Origin of the sequence: Streptomyces sp. SID5785, from assembly GCF_009870065.1 — a bacterium.
Classification (GTDB): domain Bacteria; phylum Actinomycetota; class Actinomycetes; order Streptomycetales; family Streptomycetaceae; genus Streptomyces.
Genome location: NZ_WWIA01000981.1, coordinates 1 through 14,776 on the forward strand (window position 1 = coordinate 1; position 14,776 = coordinate 14,776).

Annotated in this window: 14 protein-coding genes and 1 pseudogene; 5 read left to right on the forward strand and 10 right to left on the reverse strand. The window is 69.2% G+C overall.

Features of this window, described 5'->3' with window-relative positions; genetic code table 11:
- From GTW43_RS31960 to GTW43_RS31975, 4 genes and pseudogenes are all read right to left on the reverse strand, one after another.
- Nucleotides 1-254 (reverse strand): annotated as a pseudogene (locus GTW43_RS31960) (ubiquinol-cytochrome c reductase cytochrome b subunit); the annotation flags it as partial.
- Nucleotides 251-1,306 carry a Rieske 2Fe-2S domain-containing protein gene (locus GTW43_RS31965; RefSeq protein ID WP_161305461.1) on the reverse strand — a complete coding sequence of 352 codons (1,056 nt, stop codon included), beginning with the start codon at nt 1,304-1,306 and terminating at the stop codon, nt 251-253. The pseudogene GTW43_RS31960 and the gene GTW43_RS31965, both read right to left, overlap by 4 nt.
- Nucleotides 1,303-2,112, reverse strand: a complete 810-nt coding sequence (locus tag GTW43_RS31970) for a c-type cytochrome (RefSeq protein WP_161305462.1) — start codon at nt 2,110-2,112, stop codon at nt 1,303-1,305. Before GTW43_RS31970 ends, GTW43_RS31965 begins: the two co-directional genes overlap by 4 nt.
- Nucleotides 2,113-2,193: 81 nt before the next feature.
- On the reverse strand, nt 2,194-2,814 hold the full coding sequence (locus GTW43_RS31975) for a heme-copper oxidase subunit III (RefSeq protein WP_161305463.1): 621 nt from the start codon (nt 2,812-2,814) through the stop codon (nt 2,194-2,196).
- Between the two features lie 191 nt (nt 2,815-3,005).
- On the opposite strand from GTW43_RS31975, the gene GTW43_RS31980 reads away from it, so the two are divergent.
- On the forward strand, nt 3,006-3,407 hold the full coding sequence (locus tag GTW43_RS31980) for a response regulator transcription factor (RefSeq protein ID WP_161305464.1): 402 nt from the start codon (nt 3,006-3,008) through the stop codon (nt 3,405-3,407).
- Nucleotides 3,408-3,493: 86 nt separating this feature from the next.
- On the opposite strand, the gene GTW43_RS31985 is transcribed toward GTW43_RS31980, so the two are convergent.
- The 4 genes from GTW43_RS31985 to coxB form a co-directional block, all read right to left on the reverse strand.
- A complete protein-coding gene (locus tag GTW43_RS31985; protein WP_161305465.1) occupies nt 3,494-4,744 on the reverse strand; it encodes an Ig-like domain-containing protein in 1,251 nt (416 codons plus the stop codon).
- Between the two features lie 139 nt (nt 4,745-4,883).
- On the reverse strand, nt 4,884-5,282 hold the full coding sequence (locus GTW43_RS31990) for a cytochrome c oxidase subunit 4 (protein ID WP_161305466.1): 399 nt from the start codon (nt 5,280-5,282) through the stop codon (nt 4,884-4,886).
- Complete coding sequence (gene ctaD, locus GTW43_RS31995) at nt 5,279-7,018, reverse strand: cytochrome c oxidase subunit I (protein ID WP_161305467.1); 1,740 nt, start codon at nt 7,016-7,018, stop codon at nt 5,279-5,281. Before ctaD ends, GTW43_RS31990 begins: the two co-directional genes overlap by 4 nt.
- Nucleotides 7,015-7,974: a cytochrome c oxidase subunit II gene (gene coxB, locus GTW43_RS32000; protein WP_161305468.1), complete on the reverse strand. Its 960-nt coding sequence runs from the start codon at nt 7,972-7,974 to the stop codon at nt 7,015-7,017. The genes ctaD and coxB overlap by 4 nt, the downstream gene beginning before the upstream one ends.
- 321 nt (nt 7,975-8,295) lie before the next feature.
- Here coxB and GTW43_RS32005 point away from each other — a divergent pair, with 321 nt between their 5' ends.
- Nucleotides 8,296-9,675, forward strand: a complete 1,380-nt coding sequence (locus GTW43_RS32005) for a cysteine desulfurase/sulfurtransferase TusA family protein (protein ID WP_161305469.1) — start codon at nt 8,296-8,298, stop codon at nt 9,673-9,675.
- 172 nt (nt 9,676-9,847) lie between these two features.
- On the opposite strand, the gene GTW43_RS32010 is transcribed toward GTW43_RS32005, so the two are convergent.
- Entirely contained in the window at nt 9,848-10,822 is a 975-nt protein-coding gene (locus tag GTW43_RS32010) for a carbohydrate kinase family protein (protein ID WP_161305470.1), read from the reverse strand.
- 132 nt (nt 10,823-10,954) lie between these two features.
- Here GTW43_RS32010 and GTW43_RS32015 point away from each other — a divergent pair, with 132 nt between their 5' ends.
- Nucleotides 10,955-11,173 (forward strand): hypothetical protein, encoded by a 219-nt coding sequence (locus GTW43_RS32015; RefSeq protein WP_161305471.1) that lies wholly within the window; start codon nt 10,955-10,957, stop codon nt 11,171-11,173.
- A gap of 131 nt (nt 11,174-11,304) precedes the next feature.
- The gene (locus GTW43_RS32020; RefSeq protein WP_161305472.1) at nt 11,305-12,807 is read left to right on the forward strand and encodes a hypothetical protein; all 1,503 of its coding nucleotides are present in this window, start codon (nt 11,305-11,307) and stop codon (nt 12,805-12,807) included.
- 76 nt (nt 12,808-12,883) lie between these two features.
- Here the strand turns inward: GTW43_RS32020 and GTW43_RS32025 are convergent, their stop codons facing one another.
- Nucleotides 12,884-13,240, reverse strand: a complete 357-nt coding sequence (locus GTW43_RS32025) for an iron-sulfur cluster assembly accessory protein (protein WP_161305473.1) — start codon at nt 13,238-13,240, stop codon at nt 12,884-12,886.
- Between the two features lie 258 nt (nt 13,241-13,498).
- Between GTW43_RS32025 and nadA the strand changes: the two genes are divergently transcribed.
- Complete coding sequence (gene nadA / locus GTW43_RS32030) at nt 13,499-14,695, forward strand: quinolinate synthase NadA (RefSeq protein WP_161305474.1); 1,197 nt, start codon at nt 13,499-13,501, stop codon at nt 14,693-14,695.
- The last annotated feature ends 81 nt before the right edge of the window (nt 14,696-14,776 follow it).

Here is a 14,776-nt window from a genome sequence, read left to right on the forward strand (position 1 = left end):
CTGCCGTGGTACTCCACCTCGTTCATCGACGGGTGGAAGAACAGCGTCAGGTACACACCCGTGAGGATGATGATGATGAAGCTGTACATGCAGATCTCGCCGAGCATGAAGGACCAGTGGTCCGGAAAGATCTTGCGCATGTTGGACTTGGCCAGGGAGTAGATCCCCAGACGGCCGTCGGCCCAGTCGGCGACACGCTCGCCGGCCGGCGCCTTCTCGCGGGAAGGCGCCTCGTTGGTGGTCGTAGTACTCATCCGCGCTCCCAGAAGGCAGGACCGACGGGCTCGTCGAAGTCGCCGAGCGCCTCGAGGTGGCCCTCGGAGTCGACACCGATGCGCAGCTGCGGCAGTGCGTGACCGGCCGGACCGAAGATCACCCGCGCGCCGTCGGAGAGGTCGAAGGTGGACTGGTGGCAGGGGCACAGCGCGTGGTGCGTCTGCTGCTCGTACAGGGAGATCGGGCAACCGACGTGGGTGCAGATCTTCGAGTACGCCACGATGCCCTCGTGGGACCACTCGAGCTCGCGCTTGTCCTTGATGTTCTCCGGCTGGATCCGGACGAGCATCAGGGCGGCCTTGGCGATCTCGGTCTGGAACTCGTGGTCGTCCTCCTCCAGGCCCTCGGGCTTGGCGAAGGTGAGCGAGCCGACCGGGATGTCCGAGGGACGCAGCGGCTCGTTCGTGTTCATGTTGACGAGCTTGAGGCCCTTCTTCCACATCGTGCTGCGGAGCTTCTTCTCGGGCAGCGGCCCGAGGTCGCGCAGCAGGACCACGCCGGAGAGCGGCACCAGGGCCAGCGCACCGAAGAGCGTGTTGCGGATGAGCTTGCGGCGGCCGAACTGCGACTCGCGCGCACCGTCGGCGAAGTCCGACAGGACCTGCGCCTTGACCTCGGGCTCGGCCTCGATCGCGTGACGCTCCGAGGCGACCTCGACGTCCGACATCAGGGTGCGGGCCCAGTGGACCGCGCCCGCGCCGATGCAGAACAGGGCCACGCCCAGCGTCGTGCCCAGCGCGAAGTTCAGCGCGCTGATGTGGCCGAGCGGGAAGACGTAGATGCTCTTGTCGACGTCGAGGGTGACGTACGAGGCGATGAAGCCGATCGTGGCCAGCATCGAGAGCGTGAACAGGAACGCGACCGTGCGCTCGGACCGCCGGGCGGCCCGCTCGTCGATGTCCTGGACGCGGTGCTCGTGCTCGGGCAGGCCCGGGTCGGCGAAGGGGTCGTCCTTCACCGCGACCGAGCCGTGCTGCTCGGCAGCCTGCTCGGAGGGCAGGTTCTCTTCTGGAATGTCTTGGCTACTCATGACTTCTTGGCCTTTGCGGTCCGAGCGGCGACCCAGATGGCGACGGCGATCAGGGCGCCGAGACCGAAGATCCACGCGAACAGACCCTCGCTGACGGGGCCGAGCCCGCCGAGCTTGAGGCCACCGGGGCTCTCGGACTTGTCACCGTTGACCGTGTCGAGGTACGCGATGATGTCCTTCTTGTTCTGCTTGGTCATCGTCGTGTCCGGGAAGGACGGCATGTTCTGCGGGCCGGTCTGCATGGCCTCGTAGATGTGCTTCGGGTCGACGCCCTCGAGCGTCGGCGCGAACTTGCCGTGCGTCAGCGCGCCACCCTCGCCGGTGAAGTTGTGGCACTGGGCGCAGTTGGTGCGGAACAGCTCGCCACCCTTGGCGATGTCCGCGCCTTCCGGGTTGTAGTCCTTCTTGGTCGGCGCGACCGGACCGGCACCCAGCGAGGCGACGTACGCCGCGAGCTGGTCGATCTCGGCCTGGCTGTAGATGACCTTCTTGCGCGGGATCTGCGCGCCCGGCTGCTGGGCCGGCATACGGCCGGTGCCGACCTGGAAGTCGACGGCGGCAGAGCCGACGCCCACGAGGCTCGGACCGTCGGTGGTGCCCTGACCGCCGGTTCCGTGGCAGCTGGCGCAGCCGACGGAGTAGAGCTTCTTGCCCTCGTCGATGGCGAGGGACTGGGCGGTCTCATCGGCCTGCGCCTTGCTCGCGGGCGCGAACGCGGCGTACAGCCCCCCGGTGGCCGCCAGCGCGAGGAGTAGGACGACGACCGCCGCCAGCGGATGGCGTCGTCGTGCGGAGAGCTTTTTCACGGATTACCCCGGTGTCAGGATCTTCTGCGTCGGTGCTGCGGGAACGGTTCGGGCCTGTGCCCGATTCTGTGATCTTCCGGTCTACTTGATCAGGTAGATCGTGGCGAAGAGGCCGATCCAGACGACGTCGACGAAGTGCCAGTAGTAGGACACGACGATGGCGGCGGTCGCCTGCTCGTGGGTGAACCTCCGGGCCGCGTACGTCCTGCCGAGGACGAACAGGAAGGCGATGAGCCCGCCTGTCACGTGCATGCCGTGGAAGCCGGTGGTCAGGTAGAAGACCGAGCCGTACGGGTCGGAGGAGAGCGAGAGCCCGTCCTTCTTGACCAGCTCGGTGTATTCGAACACCTGACCGCCGATGAAGATCGCACCCATGATGAAGGTGACGATGAACCACATCCGGAGCTTCTTCACGTCACCGCGCTCGGCGGCGAACACGCCGAGCTGACAGGTGAGAGAGGAGAGCACCAGGATCGTGGTGTTCGTCGCCGAGAACGGAAGGTTCAGGCTCGAGGCCATTTCCTTCCAGTGCTCCGGTCCCGTCACCGATCGCAGGGTGAAGTACATCGCGAAGAGGGCCGCGAAGAACATCAGCTCGGAACTCAGCCAGATGATGGTTCCGACGCTGGTGAGGTTCGGTCGATTGACCGACGGGTGCGCGTGCCCGGTTTCTACTGTCGTTGCTGTCGCCACGACCGACATTATGTCGGTCGCTTATCTCGCCCTCACCCCGGGGGGTGCCGTTCGGAGTGTCTGACCCTCGTGTCCAGCCCATATGGCCCATCGAAGTGCCGCCTACGGCCCATCGGAGGCGTGTGCGAACCGGTGTTGACGGGGTGTCGGGAGGAGTAGGCTCCGGCGCAACCGAACGACGCCGAAGTCTCGGAGGAACGATGCAGTCGACCGCGACGGTCCTGGTCTACAGCGACGACGCCAACACGCGCGAGCAGGTCCGCCTCGCGACCGGCCGCAGGCCCGCATCCGACGTCCCGGAGGTCCGGTTCGTGGAGTGCGCGACGCTCCCGGCCGTCCTCAAGGAGCTGGACCGCGGCGGGATCGACGTCTGTGTGCTCGACGGCGAGGCCGTCCCCGCGGGCGGCATGGGCGTGTGCCGGCAGATCAAGGACGAGATCTTCCGCTGCCCGCCGGTGCTCGTGCTCATGGGACGCCCTCAGGACGCCTGGCTGGCCACCTGGAGCCGCGCGGAGGCCGCGGTGACCCTTCCGGTCGAGCCGGTGGAGTTCGCGGCCGCTCTGGCGGGCCTGCTGCGTTCCCGGCTCGCCGTCGGCGCCTAGGCGGGCCGCGGGAGTCCGGAGGAGGCCCGCTCGGAACGGGCGACTCCCGTACGCCGGCGGCGTACGGGAGTCGGAAGTGTCACATCTCAGACCTGCGGGCTGAGCCGTGCCTTCTGCACCGGTGCGGGCTTCTTGCTGTTGGTCAGGGCGCTGCCCTCCTGCCACTTCTTCCAGCTGACGTTCCAGTCGCCGAAGCCGTTGCCGAACGGGTCCATGTCCTCGCCGTTGCTGTTGACGACCTTCACGATGTCGCCCTCGCGGACGGTGTCGAAGAACCAGGACGCGTTGTCGGTGCTCATGCCCGTGCAGCCGTGGCTGACGTTCTCGGCGCCCTGCGAGCCCGTGGACCAGGGCGCGGCGTGCACGTACTCGCCGCTCCAGGTGACCCGGGTCGCGTAGTACACCGGCAGGTCGTACGAGTCCGAGGAGCCCTCGGAGATGCCGATGCTGGTCCCCCGCATCCGCACGTAGTACTCCTTGCCGAGCACGACCTTGATGCCGTTGCGCGTCTCGAAGCCGGGCTTGCCGGTGGTCACCGGGATCTCGTTGATGGCCTCGCCGTTGCGGTACACCGTCATCTCGTGCGAGGCGGCGTCCGTGATCGCCTCTATCCGGTCCCCCGTGGTGATGGTCAGCGGCTTGCTCTCGCCGCCCCACAGGGAGTCGGTGACCTTGATGCCCTTGAGGTTGCTGCGGGCCGTGATGGTGGCGCCCGTCGGCCAGTACTTCTCGGGCCGGTAGTGCAGCGTCTTGCTGTCCACCCAGTACCAGGCGCCGCCGTCGGCCGCGGGCTGCGACTCGACCTTCAGGGCCCGCTCGACGACCGCGCGGGCCGCGGGGTCCTTGATCGGCTTGTTCAGCTCGGCCGTGATCGGCTGGCCGACGCCGTACTTGCCGCCCTTGGGCCCGAAGGTGACCTTGAGGTTCTTCTCCTTGGTCGGCTTGCCGGTCTCGAAGGTGAGGACCTTGCGGCCGGGCGCCCCGTCCTCGTCCTCGGTGCTGACGCGCACCGTGTACGTGGTCTCTGCGGCCAGCGGGGTGGTCGTGTGCCACCTGCGGCCGTCGGCGGAGAGTTCGCCCGCCACGTAGCGCCCCTGGGCGTCCGTGGCCGTCACGTCGGTGATGCGGCCCTCGTCGTCGGACGTGATCTCCAGCGGCTTGTCGGGGTCCGCCTTCTTCTTGCCCTCGGGGCCGTTGAAGGTGATCTGGCTCGCCGCGTCGTACGGCTGGGCGGAGAGCGGATGGCCGGAGCTGCCGCAGGCCGTGACGCCCGCACCGAGTGCGGCCACCAGCACGGAGCTGCCAACAACCGAGACTATGCGCGGTGAGTGGTTCATGAACTCACCGTAGGTACGTTCCCGCGGCGCGGCGCGCCGAGTGAGCCGCTCGGGGCATGCCGCGACACGCCGAGGGGCCCGGACGCTCCGTCAGGAGTGTCCGGGCCCCTCGGGCACGGGAGTTCGGAACCTCGTGGTGCTACTGGTTCTGGTTCTCGCCGCGGTAGTACTCGAAGACCCAGCCCCACAGGCCGAACATGATCACGGGGGCGGAGAAGTACAGCAGCCACCAGCCGAAGACCACGCCCAGGAAGGCCAGGGCGCCACCGACGGCCAGCGAGAGCGGCTGCCAGGAGTGCGGGCTGAAGAAGCCCACCTCACCGGCGTCGTCGGAGACCTCGGCCTCCTTGTTGTCCTGGGCGCCGGTGTCGACCCGCCGGGCCGTGAAGGCCAGGTAGTAGCCGACCATGATGCACAGGCCGAACGCCAGGAAGAGTGCCGTGGTACCGGCCGGCTCCTTCGACCACACGCCGTAGACACCGGCCATGATCAGGACGAAGAGGCTCAGCCAGATGAACATCTTGCCTTGGACCTTCACTTGCCGGCCTCCTTGGTGCCGCCGGCGAGCGCCTTACCACCGTGGCCGGAGTTCTCCAGCTGGTCGAGGGCCGCGATCTCCGGGTGGTGCAGGTCGAACGCCGGCGATTCCGAGCGGATGCGCGGCAGCGTGAGGAAGTTGTGCCGCGGCGGCGGGCAGGACGTCGCCCACTCGAGCGAGCGGCCGAAGCCCCACGGGTCGTCCACCTCGATCTTCTTGCCGTACTTGGCCGTCTTCCAGACGTTGTAGAGGAACGGCAGGATCGACAGACCGAGCAGGAACGAGGCGATCGTCGAGATCGTGTTCAGCGCGGTGAAGCCGTCGGCGGCGAGGTAGTCCGCGTAACGACGCGGCATGCCCTCGACACCCAGCCAGTGCTGCACCAGGAACGTGCCGTGGAAGCCCACGAACAGCGTCCAGAAGGTGATCTTGCCGAGCCGCTCGTCCAGCATCTTGCCGGTGAACTTCGGCCACCAGAAGTGGAAGCCGGCGAACATCGCGAAGACGACGGTTCCGAAGACGACGTAGTGGAAGTGCGCCACCACGAAGTACGAGTCGGAGATGTGGAAGTCCAGCGGCGGCGCCGCCAGGATCACGCCGGTCAGACCACCGAAGGTGAAGGTGATCAGGAAGCCGATCGCCCAGAGCATCGGTGTCTCGAAGGACAGTGAGCCCTTCCACATCGTTCCGATCCAGTTGAAGAACTTCACGCCGGTCGGTACGGCGATGAGGAACGTCATGAAGGAGAAGAACGGAAGCAGCACGCCACCCGTGACGTACATGTGGTGCGCCCACACCGTCACGGAGAGACCGGCGATGGCGATCGTCGCGCCGATGAGGCCCGAGTAGCCGAACATCGGCTTTCTCGAGAACACCGGGATCACTTCGGAAATGATGCCGAAGAACGGCAGGGCGATGATGTACACCTCTGGGTGTCCGAAGAACCAGAAGAGGTGTTGCCACAGCAACGCTCCGCCATTGGCGGCGTCGAACACATGGGCACCGAACTTGCGGTCCGCCTCCAGGGCGAACAGCGCGGCGGCCAGGACCGGGAAGGCCAGCAGGACGAGGACACCGGTCAGCAGCACGTTCCACACGAAGATCGGCATGCGGAACATGGTCATGCCCGGAGCGCGCATGCAGATGATCGTGGTGATGAAGTTGACCGAGCCGAGGATCGTGCCGAAGCCGGAGAAGGCCAGACCCATGATCCACATGTCGGCGCCGATGCCCGGCGAGCGGACGGCGTCCGACAGCGGGCTGTAGGCGAACCAGCCGAAGTCGGCCGCACCCTGCGGGGTGAGGAAGCCGGCGACGGCGATCAGCGAGCCGAACAGGTACAGCCAGTAGGCGAACATGTTCAGTCGCGGGAAGGCGACGTCGGGCGCGCCGATCTGCAGCGGCATGATCCAGTTCGCGAAGCCCGCGAACAGCGGCGTCGCGAACATCAGCAGCATGATCGTGCCGTGCATCGTGAACGCCTGGTTGAACTGCTCGTTCGACATGATCTGGTTGCCGGGACGAGCCAGTTCGGCGCGCATGAAGAGCGCCATCAGTCCGCCGATGCAGAAGAACGCGAACGACGTGACCAGGTAAAGCGTACCGATGGTCTTGTGGTCAGTGGTCGTCAGCCACTTGATCACGACATTGCCGGGCCGCTTGGGCCGTACCGGCAGCTCGTTCTCGTACGAGTCGTCTGCTGCCGCGGCACCCTGGGGTTCGTTGAGGATGCTCACGTTGTCTTCGTCTCCCGGTTCTTCTCGTGGTCCGTCTGGGCGATGCCAGCCGGGACGTAACCGGTCTGCCCCTTCTTCGCGAGGTCCTTGAGGTGCTGCGCGTACTTCTCCGGGGAGACGACCTTCACGTTGAACAGCATCCGGGAGTGGTCGACGCCGCAGAGCTCGGCGCACTTGCCCAGGAAGGTCCCCTCCTTGTTGGGGGTCACCTCGAAGGAGTTGGTGTGGCCCGGGATGACGTCCTGCTTCATGAGGAACGGCACCACCCAGAAGGAGTGGATGACGTCACGCGAAGTGAGGACGAACCGGACCTTCTCCCCCTTGGGGAGCCAGAGGGTCGGGCCGGGGTTGTTGGTCTGCGGGTTCCGCGTACCAGGGGTACCGACCTCGTAGACACCGCCGGCGGCGGCCGGGAAGTCGTCCTTGAAGCGCTGCGGGATCGCAGACAGCTCCTCGGACGTCTTCGCGTCGCCGCTCACGCCGGGCACCTTCTCGACGTAGTTGAAGCCCCAGCTCCACTGGTAGCCGACCACGTTGATGGTGTGCGCGGGCTTGTCGTCGAGCTTCAGAAGCTCCGACTCGTCGCGCGCGGTGAAGTAGAAGAGGACCGAGACCACGATGAGGGGAACCACCGTGTACAGCGCCTCGAGAGGCATGTTGTACCGGGTCTGAGTCGGAACCTCGATCTTGGTGCGGCTGCGCCGGTGGAAGATGATGCTCCACAGGATCAGACCCCACACCAGCACGCCCGTGGCGAGCGCTGCCGCCCACGAGCCCTGCCAGAGGGAGAGGATCCGGGGACCTTCTTCCGTGACCGGAGTGGGCATACCAAGGCGAGGGAAGTCCTTGTATGTGCAACCGGTAGCGGTTACCAGGATCAGGCCCGCAGTCAGCACCTGCGGCAGCTTCCGCCGCATCGGGCGCCGCGACGAGCGGTCGGAGCCGTTGGGACTCACGTAGCGCCTTCCCGAGAGTCTCGCCCGCGCTCTTTGGTTGGCTACGGCCGCCATCTCGCTGGTCGCTCGCCGCCCTGGCACACGGGCAGGGGTTTGGATGTTTATGCGGACCAAACCCTACTGGACGCTATTTGGGGTCGCGCGGGGAGGGTGCCTAACGCGCCGCGGGTCACTCCGAAGGGTGGGATCCCGGGGCTGGATCTGGTTTCTGACGGGGGGTTTGGGGGGTGTTTGGGCAGGTGTTCGAGGCTCGGCGCGCCGTCGCGGCCGCTCGGGCACCGCGGCGGAGCCGGTGGTCGTGCGGGGTCTTAGCGTGGGGGCGTGGGTTACTTCGATGTTGCTTCGGGCGCGCCGCTCCATGACGTGGCGCGCCAGGCGTTGCTGGCCTCCCTCGACGAGGGGTGGGCGGATCCGGCGCGCCTGTACCGGGAGGGGCGGCGGGCGCGGCTGCTGCTCGACGCCGCCCGGGAGGCCGCCGCGGAGGCGGTGGGCTGCCGGCCGGACGAGCTCGTTTTCACGCCGTCCGGAACGCGTGCGGTGCACGAGGGTGTGGCGGGGGCGCTCGCCGGTCGCCGGCGCGCCGGGCGGCGCCTGACCGTCTCGGCGGTGGAGCACTCCGCCGTGCTCCATTCGGCCGCGGCCCATCAGGGCGCGGGCGGCGTGGTCGACGAGGTGGGCGTGGACCGGACGGGCGCGGTCGCCGCGGCCGGGTTCGCCGCCGCGCTGCGGCCCGACACGGCGCTGGCCGCGCTGCAGTCCGCCAATCACGAGGTGGGCACGGTTCAGCCGGTCGAGGAGGTCGCCGAGGCGTGCCGGGCGGCGGGGGTGCCGCTGTTCGTGGACGCCGCGCAGTCGCTGGCCTGGGGGCCGGTGCCGGGGCCGTGGTCGCTGCTGGCCGGGAGCGCGCACAAGTGGGGCGGTCCGGCGGGGGTCGGGCTGCTCGTCGTCCGTAAGGGAGTGCGGTTCGCGCCGCAGGGGCCCGCCGACGAACGGGAGTCGGGGCGGGCGGCCGGGTTCGAGAACATCCCGGCGATCGTCGCCGCGGCGGCCTCCCTGCGCGCGGTGCGGGCCGAGGCGGCGGCGGAGGCGGCGCGGCTGCGGGAGCTGACCGCGCGGATCCGGGCGCGGGTGCCGGAGCTGGTACCGGACGTCGAGGTCGTCGGCGATCCGGAGAACCGGCTTCCGCATCTGGTGACGTTCTCCTGTCTCTATGTCGACGGGGAGACCGTGCTGCACGAGCTGGACCGCGCCGGGTTCTCCGTGTCGTCCGGATCGTCCTGCACGAGCAGCACGCTGACGCCCAGCCACGTGCTGCGCGCCATGGGCGTGGTGAGCGAGGGGAACGTCCGGGTCTCGCTGCCGCTCGGGGTGGCGGCCGCCGAGGTGGACCGGTTCCTGGAGGTGCTGCCCGGGGTGGTGCGCGGGGTGCGCGAGACGCTGGGGGCGCCGGTCGCCGGGCCGGCCGGGTCGGCGGAGGCGGTGACCGTGGACGCGCTGGGGATGACGTGCCCGCAGCCCGTGATCGAGCTGGCCCGGGCGATGTCCTCCGTCCAGATCGGCGGGACGGTCACGGTGATCGCCGACGACGAGGTCGCCGCGGTCGACATCCCGGCCTGGTGCTTCACCCAGGGCCACGCGTACGAAGGCTCTGCACCGGGCCGAGATGGCGCCACCTCCTACGTGGTACGGCGGGCCAAGTAGCCCCGTAAGGGGCGCGGGGAACTGCGCGCTCGGCCACAGAAATGCCGCGGACGCGTCTGCTCATGCACCGAGCAGACGCGTCCGCGGCTTTCGTCGTGGCTGGTCGCGCAGTTCCCCGCGCCCCTTTCGGGGCCGATCTCACCCGGAGATCCGCGGCGCCGCCGGCGGGGCCTCAGCTCAGGAAACCCTCGACCTCGGCGGCAGCCTCGTCACCGTAGGCCTTCTTGAAGCGCTCCATGAAGGCCGCGCGGCGCAGTTCGTACTCCTGGGTGCCCAGGGTCTCGATGACCAGCGTGGCGAGCATGCAGCCGATCTGCGCGGCACGCTCCAGGGTGACGCCCCAGGCGAGCCCGGACAGGAACCCGGCGCGGAACGCGTCGCCGACACCGGTCGGGTCGACCTTCGCCTTCTCCTCCGGGACGCCGACCTCGATCGGGTCCTCGCCGACCCGCTCGATGCGGACCCCGCGCGAGCCGAGGGTGGTGACGCGGTGGCCGACCTTGCCGAGGATCTCGGCGTCGCTCCAGCCGGTCTTCGACTCGATGAGGCCCTTCTCGTACTCGTTGGAGAAGAGGTACGTGGCGCCTTCGAGCAGGGTGCGGATCTCGTCGCCGTCCATGCGCGCGATCTGCTGCGAGAAGTCCGCGGCGAACGGGATGCCCCGGCTGCGGCACTCCTCGGTGTGGCGCAGCATGCCCTCCGGGTCGTCGGCGCCGATGAGGACGAGGTCGAGGCCGCCCACGCGGTCCGCGACGGTCTTCAGCTCGATGAGACGGGCCTCGCTCATGGCGCCGGTGTAGAAGGAGCCGATCTGGTTGTGGTCGGCGTCCGTCGTGCACACGAAGCGGGCGGTGTGCAGGGTCTCCGAGATCCGGACCGACGCGGTGTCGACGCCGTGCCGGTCCAGCCAGGCGCGGTACTCGTCGAAGTCCGAGCCGGCCGCGCCGACCAGGACCGGCGCGGTGCCGAGCTGGCCCATGCCGAACGCGATGTTGGCGCCGACGCCGCCCCGGCGCACGTCGAGGTTGTCGACGAGGAAGGACAGGGAGACCGTGTGCAACTGGTCGGCGACGAGCTGGTCGGCGAAGCGGCCGGGGAAGGTCATCAGGTGGTCGGTGGCGATGGAGCCGGTGACTGCGATTCGCACGGCGAGGTCACGCTTCCTGGGGAGGGAGGGATTGACGCTTCACGCTACCGGGTCGAAGACCTGGCCTGAAGTGCGGAAACTACCCGATAGTAGGGCTTTTTTCGTGTGACCTGTCGTGCATACGGTGCCGTCATGACGTACGACGTGTCGCATCTGACGCAGGACGGGCTCGCGGCGCTGCGCGGCGACTGCGCCCGCATGGTTCCGCACTGGGTGACGCCCCTGGCGCCGTGGGAGACGGAGCGGAGGGTCCCGGCGGTGACGGGGCCGCTGTCGGCGCGGATCCACGGGGTCGTGGTGCCCGCTTCGTCGGCGCGGCTGATCGATTCCATGGCCGGATTCGGCGACTGAGGCGGCCGAGGAGACACCACCGGGGAACCGCGCGCGCCGCTGCCGCGTCACATCGCTGTCCCGTACGGCTCTCCCCCATCGAGGGGAGACGGGATACGACGGGACGACGCGGCAGGCGAAGGAGCGATGCGGTGAGTACCGAAGAGCAGACGCAGGACCGGCCCCGGCGGCGGACGACGCTGGCGGTCGCCTCGGTCGCGGCGGCTGTCCTCCTCGCCGGTGGCGGCGGCGCGTACCTCGCGACCAGCGCCTCCTCCGGCGGCGGCAAGGACACCCCGGCCGGACCGGCCGGTGACGGCACTCCCCCGCCGCTCGCCCTGGACGGCTACACGCAGGGCGGCGCCCCCGGCACGTCGAACGGGATCGCGCCCGGCGAGCCCGATCCGAACGGCACGCGCTACCGGGCGGCGTCCCCGCTGCCGAAGGGACCCGGGGACGCTCCGGTGTACCGGGCGGACGGCCGGGTCACGGCCGCCGAGGTGCGCGCGCTCGCCGAGGCACTCGACGTCGAGGGCACGCCCCGGCTGGAGGACGGCGCGTGGCGGCTCGGTCCGGCGAACGACGGCTCGGGCCCGACGCTGCGGGTGGACCGTGAGGCACCGGGCACCTGGACGTACGCGCAGCACGCACCGTCGGCAGGGCACAAGTGCGCGGGTGTGGCGAAGTGTTCCGACCCGGCAGGCTCCGGCAGCGAGAAGGACGCGGTGAGCGAGGCGGCCGCGAAGAAGGCGGCGGCGCCGGTCCTCGAGGCGCTCGGCCAGGACGACGCGGCGCTGGACGCGGGCCAGTTGATGGGCGCGACGCGGGTCGTGAACGCGGACCCGGAGGTCGGCGGCCTGCCGACGTACGGCTGGTCGACCGGGATCCAGATCGGCGCCGACGGCCGGGTGAGCGGCGGCAGCGGCCGGCTGAAGGCGCCGGTGAAGGGCGACACGTATCCGACGGTGAGCGCGGACAAGGCGCTGGAGCGGATGAACGGCGCGTCGGCGCCCGGGAAGCGGGCGTCCGTCGGCGGGTGCGCGAGTGCCGCGCCGCTGGTCGGCGAGAGCGCGGGCACGGAGCAGGGGTCCGGCTGCACTCCGTCGTCGCCGCGGCCGCCTGCCTCGACGACGACGGCGGTCACCGGGGCCACGTTCGGGCTCGCCGCGCAGCACGTCCGGGGGCGGCAGGTGCTCGTCCCGTCCTGGCTGTTCGAGGTGAAGCCGGCCGGGGCGACGACCGCGACCACCGTGACGCATCCGGCGGTGGCGCCCGAGTTCCTGGTGGCGCCGTCGAGCGCGTCCGGCTCACCGGCGCCGAGTGCGTCCGGGGGCACGCCCGGGGCGGGCGAGCACAGCGACGTGAAGGTGACGGGGTACGAGGCCGCGGGCAAGACGCTCACCCTGCACTTCAGCGGCGGGGTCTGCGCGACCTACGCGGCGAGCGCGGACGAGTCCGGCGGCCGGGTGTCGGTGAAGGTGACCGCGACCCAGAAGAAGGGCAGCGTCTGCATCATGATGGCCAAGTCCTACACGCTCGACGTGACGCTCGACGATCCGCCGGCCGGGCGGAAGATCGTCGGCACGGACGGCCACCGGGTCCCGGCGGCGCAGCAGAACGCGCCGGGCGGGGTGAAGCCCGCGCCGCGCGGCTGACCCGCACGGCGGCGCAGACGCGTGATGGCCCGGCCCCCCGCGTCGGGGGCCGGGCCATCACGCGTCGTGCTGCTGCTCAGCTGAAGGAATCGCCGCAGGCGCAGGAGCCCGTGGCGTTCGGGTTGTCGATCGTGAAGCCCTGCTTCTCGATGGTGTCGACGAAGTCGATGGACGCGCCGCCCAGGTACGGGGCGGACATGCGGTCGGTGACGACCTTGACGCCACCGAAGTCCTTGACGACGTCACCGTCGAGCGAGCGCTCGTCGAAGAACAGCTGGTACCGCAGGCCGGAGCAGCCACCCGGCTGAACAGCGACCCGCAGGGCCAGGTCCTCGCGGCCTTCCTGGTCGAGCAGAGCCTTGACCTTGGCCGCGGCGGCGTCGCTCAGGATGATGCCGTCGCTGACGGTGGTGGTCTCGTCCGATACGGACATCTACATCTCTCCCGGGTTGTACGGAGACTGCTTGCCGACCATTGCAACCGGCAAATGCCCGGATCCATTCCGGATCCCGTCGGGCTTTCGTACTTCTTCTTTCATGCTCGCACACGGGCCGCGGACGGGGCACCGGACGGCCGAGGCGGATTGCGTCACATCGACATGATGAGTGTCGTCAAACTGACGTGAACCACGTATGATAGATAGCGTCATTTCGACGAAAAGTCGTTCTGTAGATGAGAAAGGGTGCGTGACGTGACCACGGCCCAGACCCCCCAGGCCCCTGTCGACCTGGACGTTTCCCCCACTCCGCTGGCTCTGCTGCTGCTCGGCCGGGAGGCCGACGCCCAGAGCGAGCGCGGCGTGGAGTGCCCCGGCGACCTCCCCTCGCCCTCCGACCCGGACCTGGTGGAGCGGGCCCGCGCGGCCAAGGAGAAGCTCGGCGACAAGGTGTTCGTGCTCGGGCACCACTACCAGCGCGACGAGGTCATCCAGTTCGCCGACGTCACCGGCGACTCCTTCAAGCTGGCCCGCGACGCCGCCGCCCGGCCCGAGGCCGAGTACATCGTCTTCTGCGGTGTCCACTTCATGGCCGAGTCCGCGGACATCCTCACCGGAGACGACCAGAAGGTCGTCCTGCCGGACCTCGCGGCCGGCTGCTCCATGGCCGACATGGCCACCGCCGAGCAGGTCGCCGAGTGCTGGGACGTGCTGACCGAGGCCGGGATCGCCGAGCAGGTCGTGCCCGTCTCGTACATGAACTCGTCCGCGGACATCAAGGCGTTCACCGGTCGGCACGGCGGCACCATCTGTACGTCGTCCAACGCAGAGCGGGCGCTGAACTGGGCGTTCGAGCAGGGCGAGAAGGTGCTCTTCCTGCCCGACCAGCACCTCGGGCGCAACACCGCGGTGCGGGACCTCGGCATGTCGCTCGAGGACTGCGTCGTCTACAACCCGCACCGGCCGAACGGCGGGCTGACGGCGGAGCAGCTGCGCGCCGCGAAGATGATCCTCTGGCGCGGGCACTGCTCGGTGCACGGGCGCTTCTCGCTCGACTCCGTCGAGGACGTGCGGGCGCGGATCCCCGGGGTCAACGTGCTCGTCCACCCCGAGTGCAAGCACGAGGTCGTCGCCGCGGCCGACCAGGTCGGGTCGACGGAGTACATCATCAAGGCGCTGGAGGCGGCTCCGGCCGGGTCCAAGTGGGCCATCGGCACCGAGCTGAACCTCGTGCGGCGGCTGGCCGAGCGGTTCGCCCCGGAGGGCAAGGAGATCGTCTTCCTCGACAAGACGGTCTGCTTCTGCTCGACGATGAACCGGATCGACCTGCCGCACCTGGTGTGGACGCTGGAGTCCCTCGCGGAGGGGCGGCTGGTCAACCGGATCGAGGTCGACCGGGAGACGGAGCGGTTCGCGAAGCTGGCGCTGGAGCGGATGCTGGCACTGCCGTAGCCCTGTGCCGGGCGCGCGGTCGCGTCCGCGGTTCAGTGGCATGTGCCGGTCCGGTGGGGGCTGGTCGCGCAGTTCCCCGCG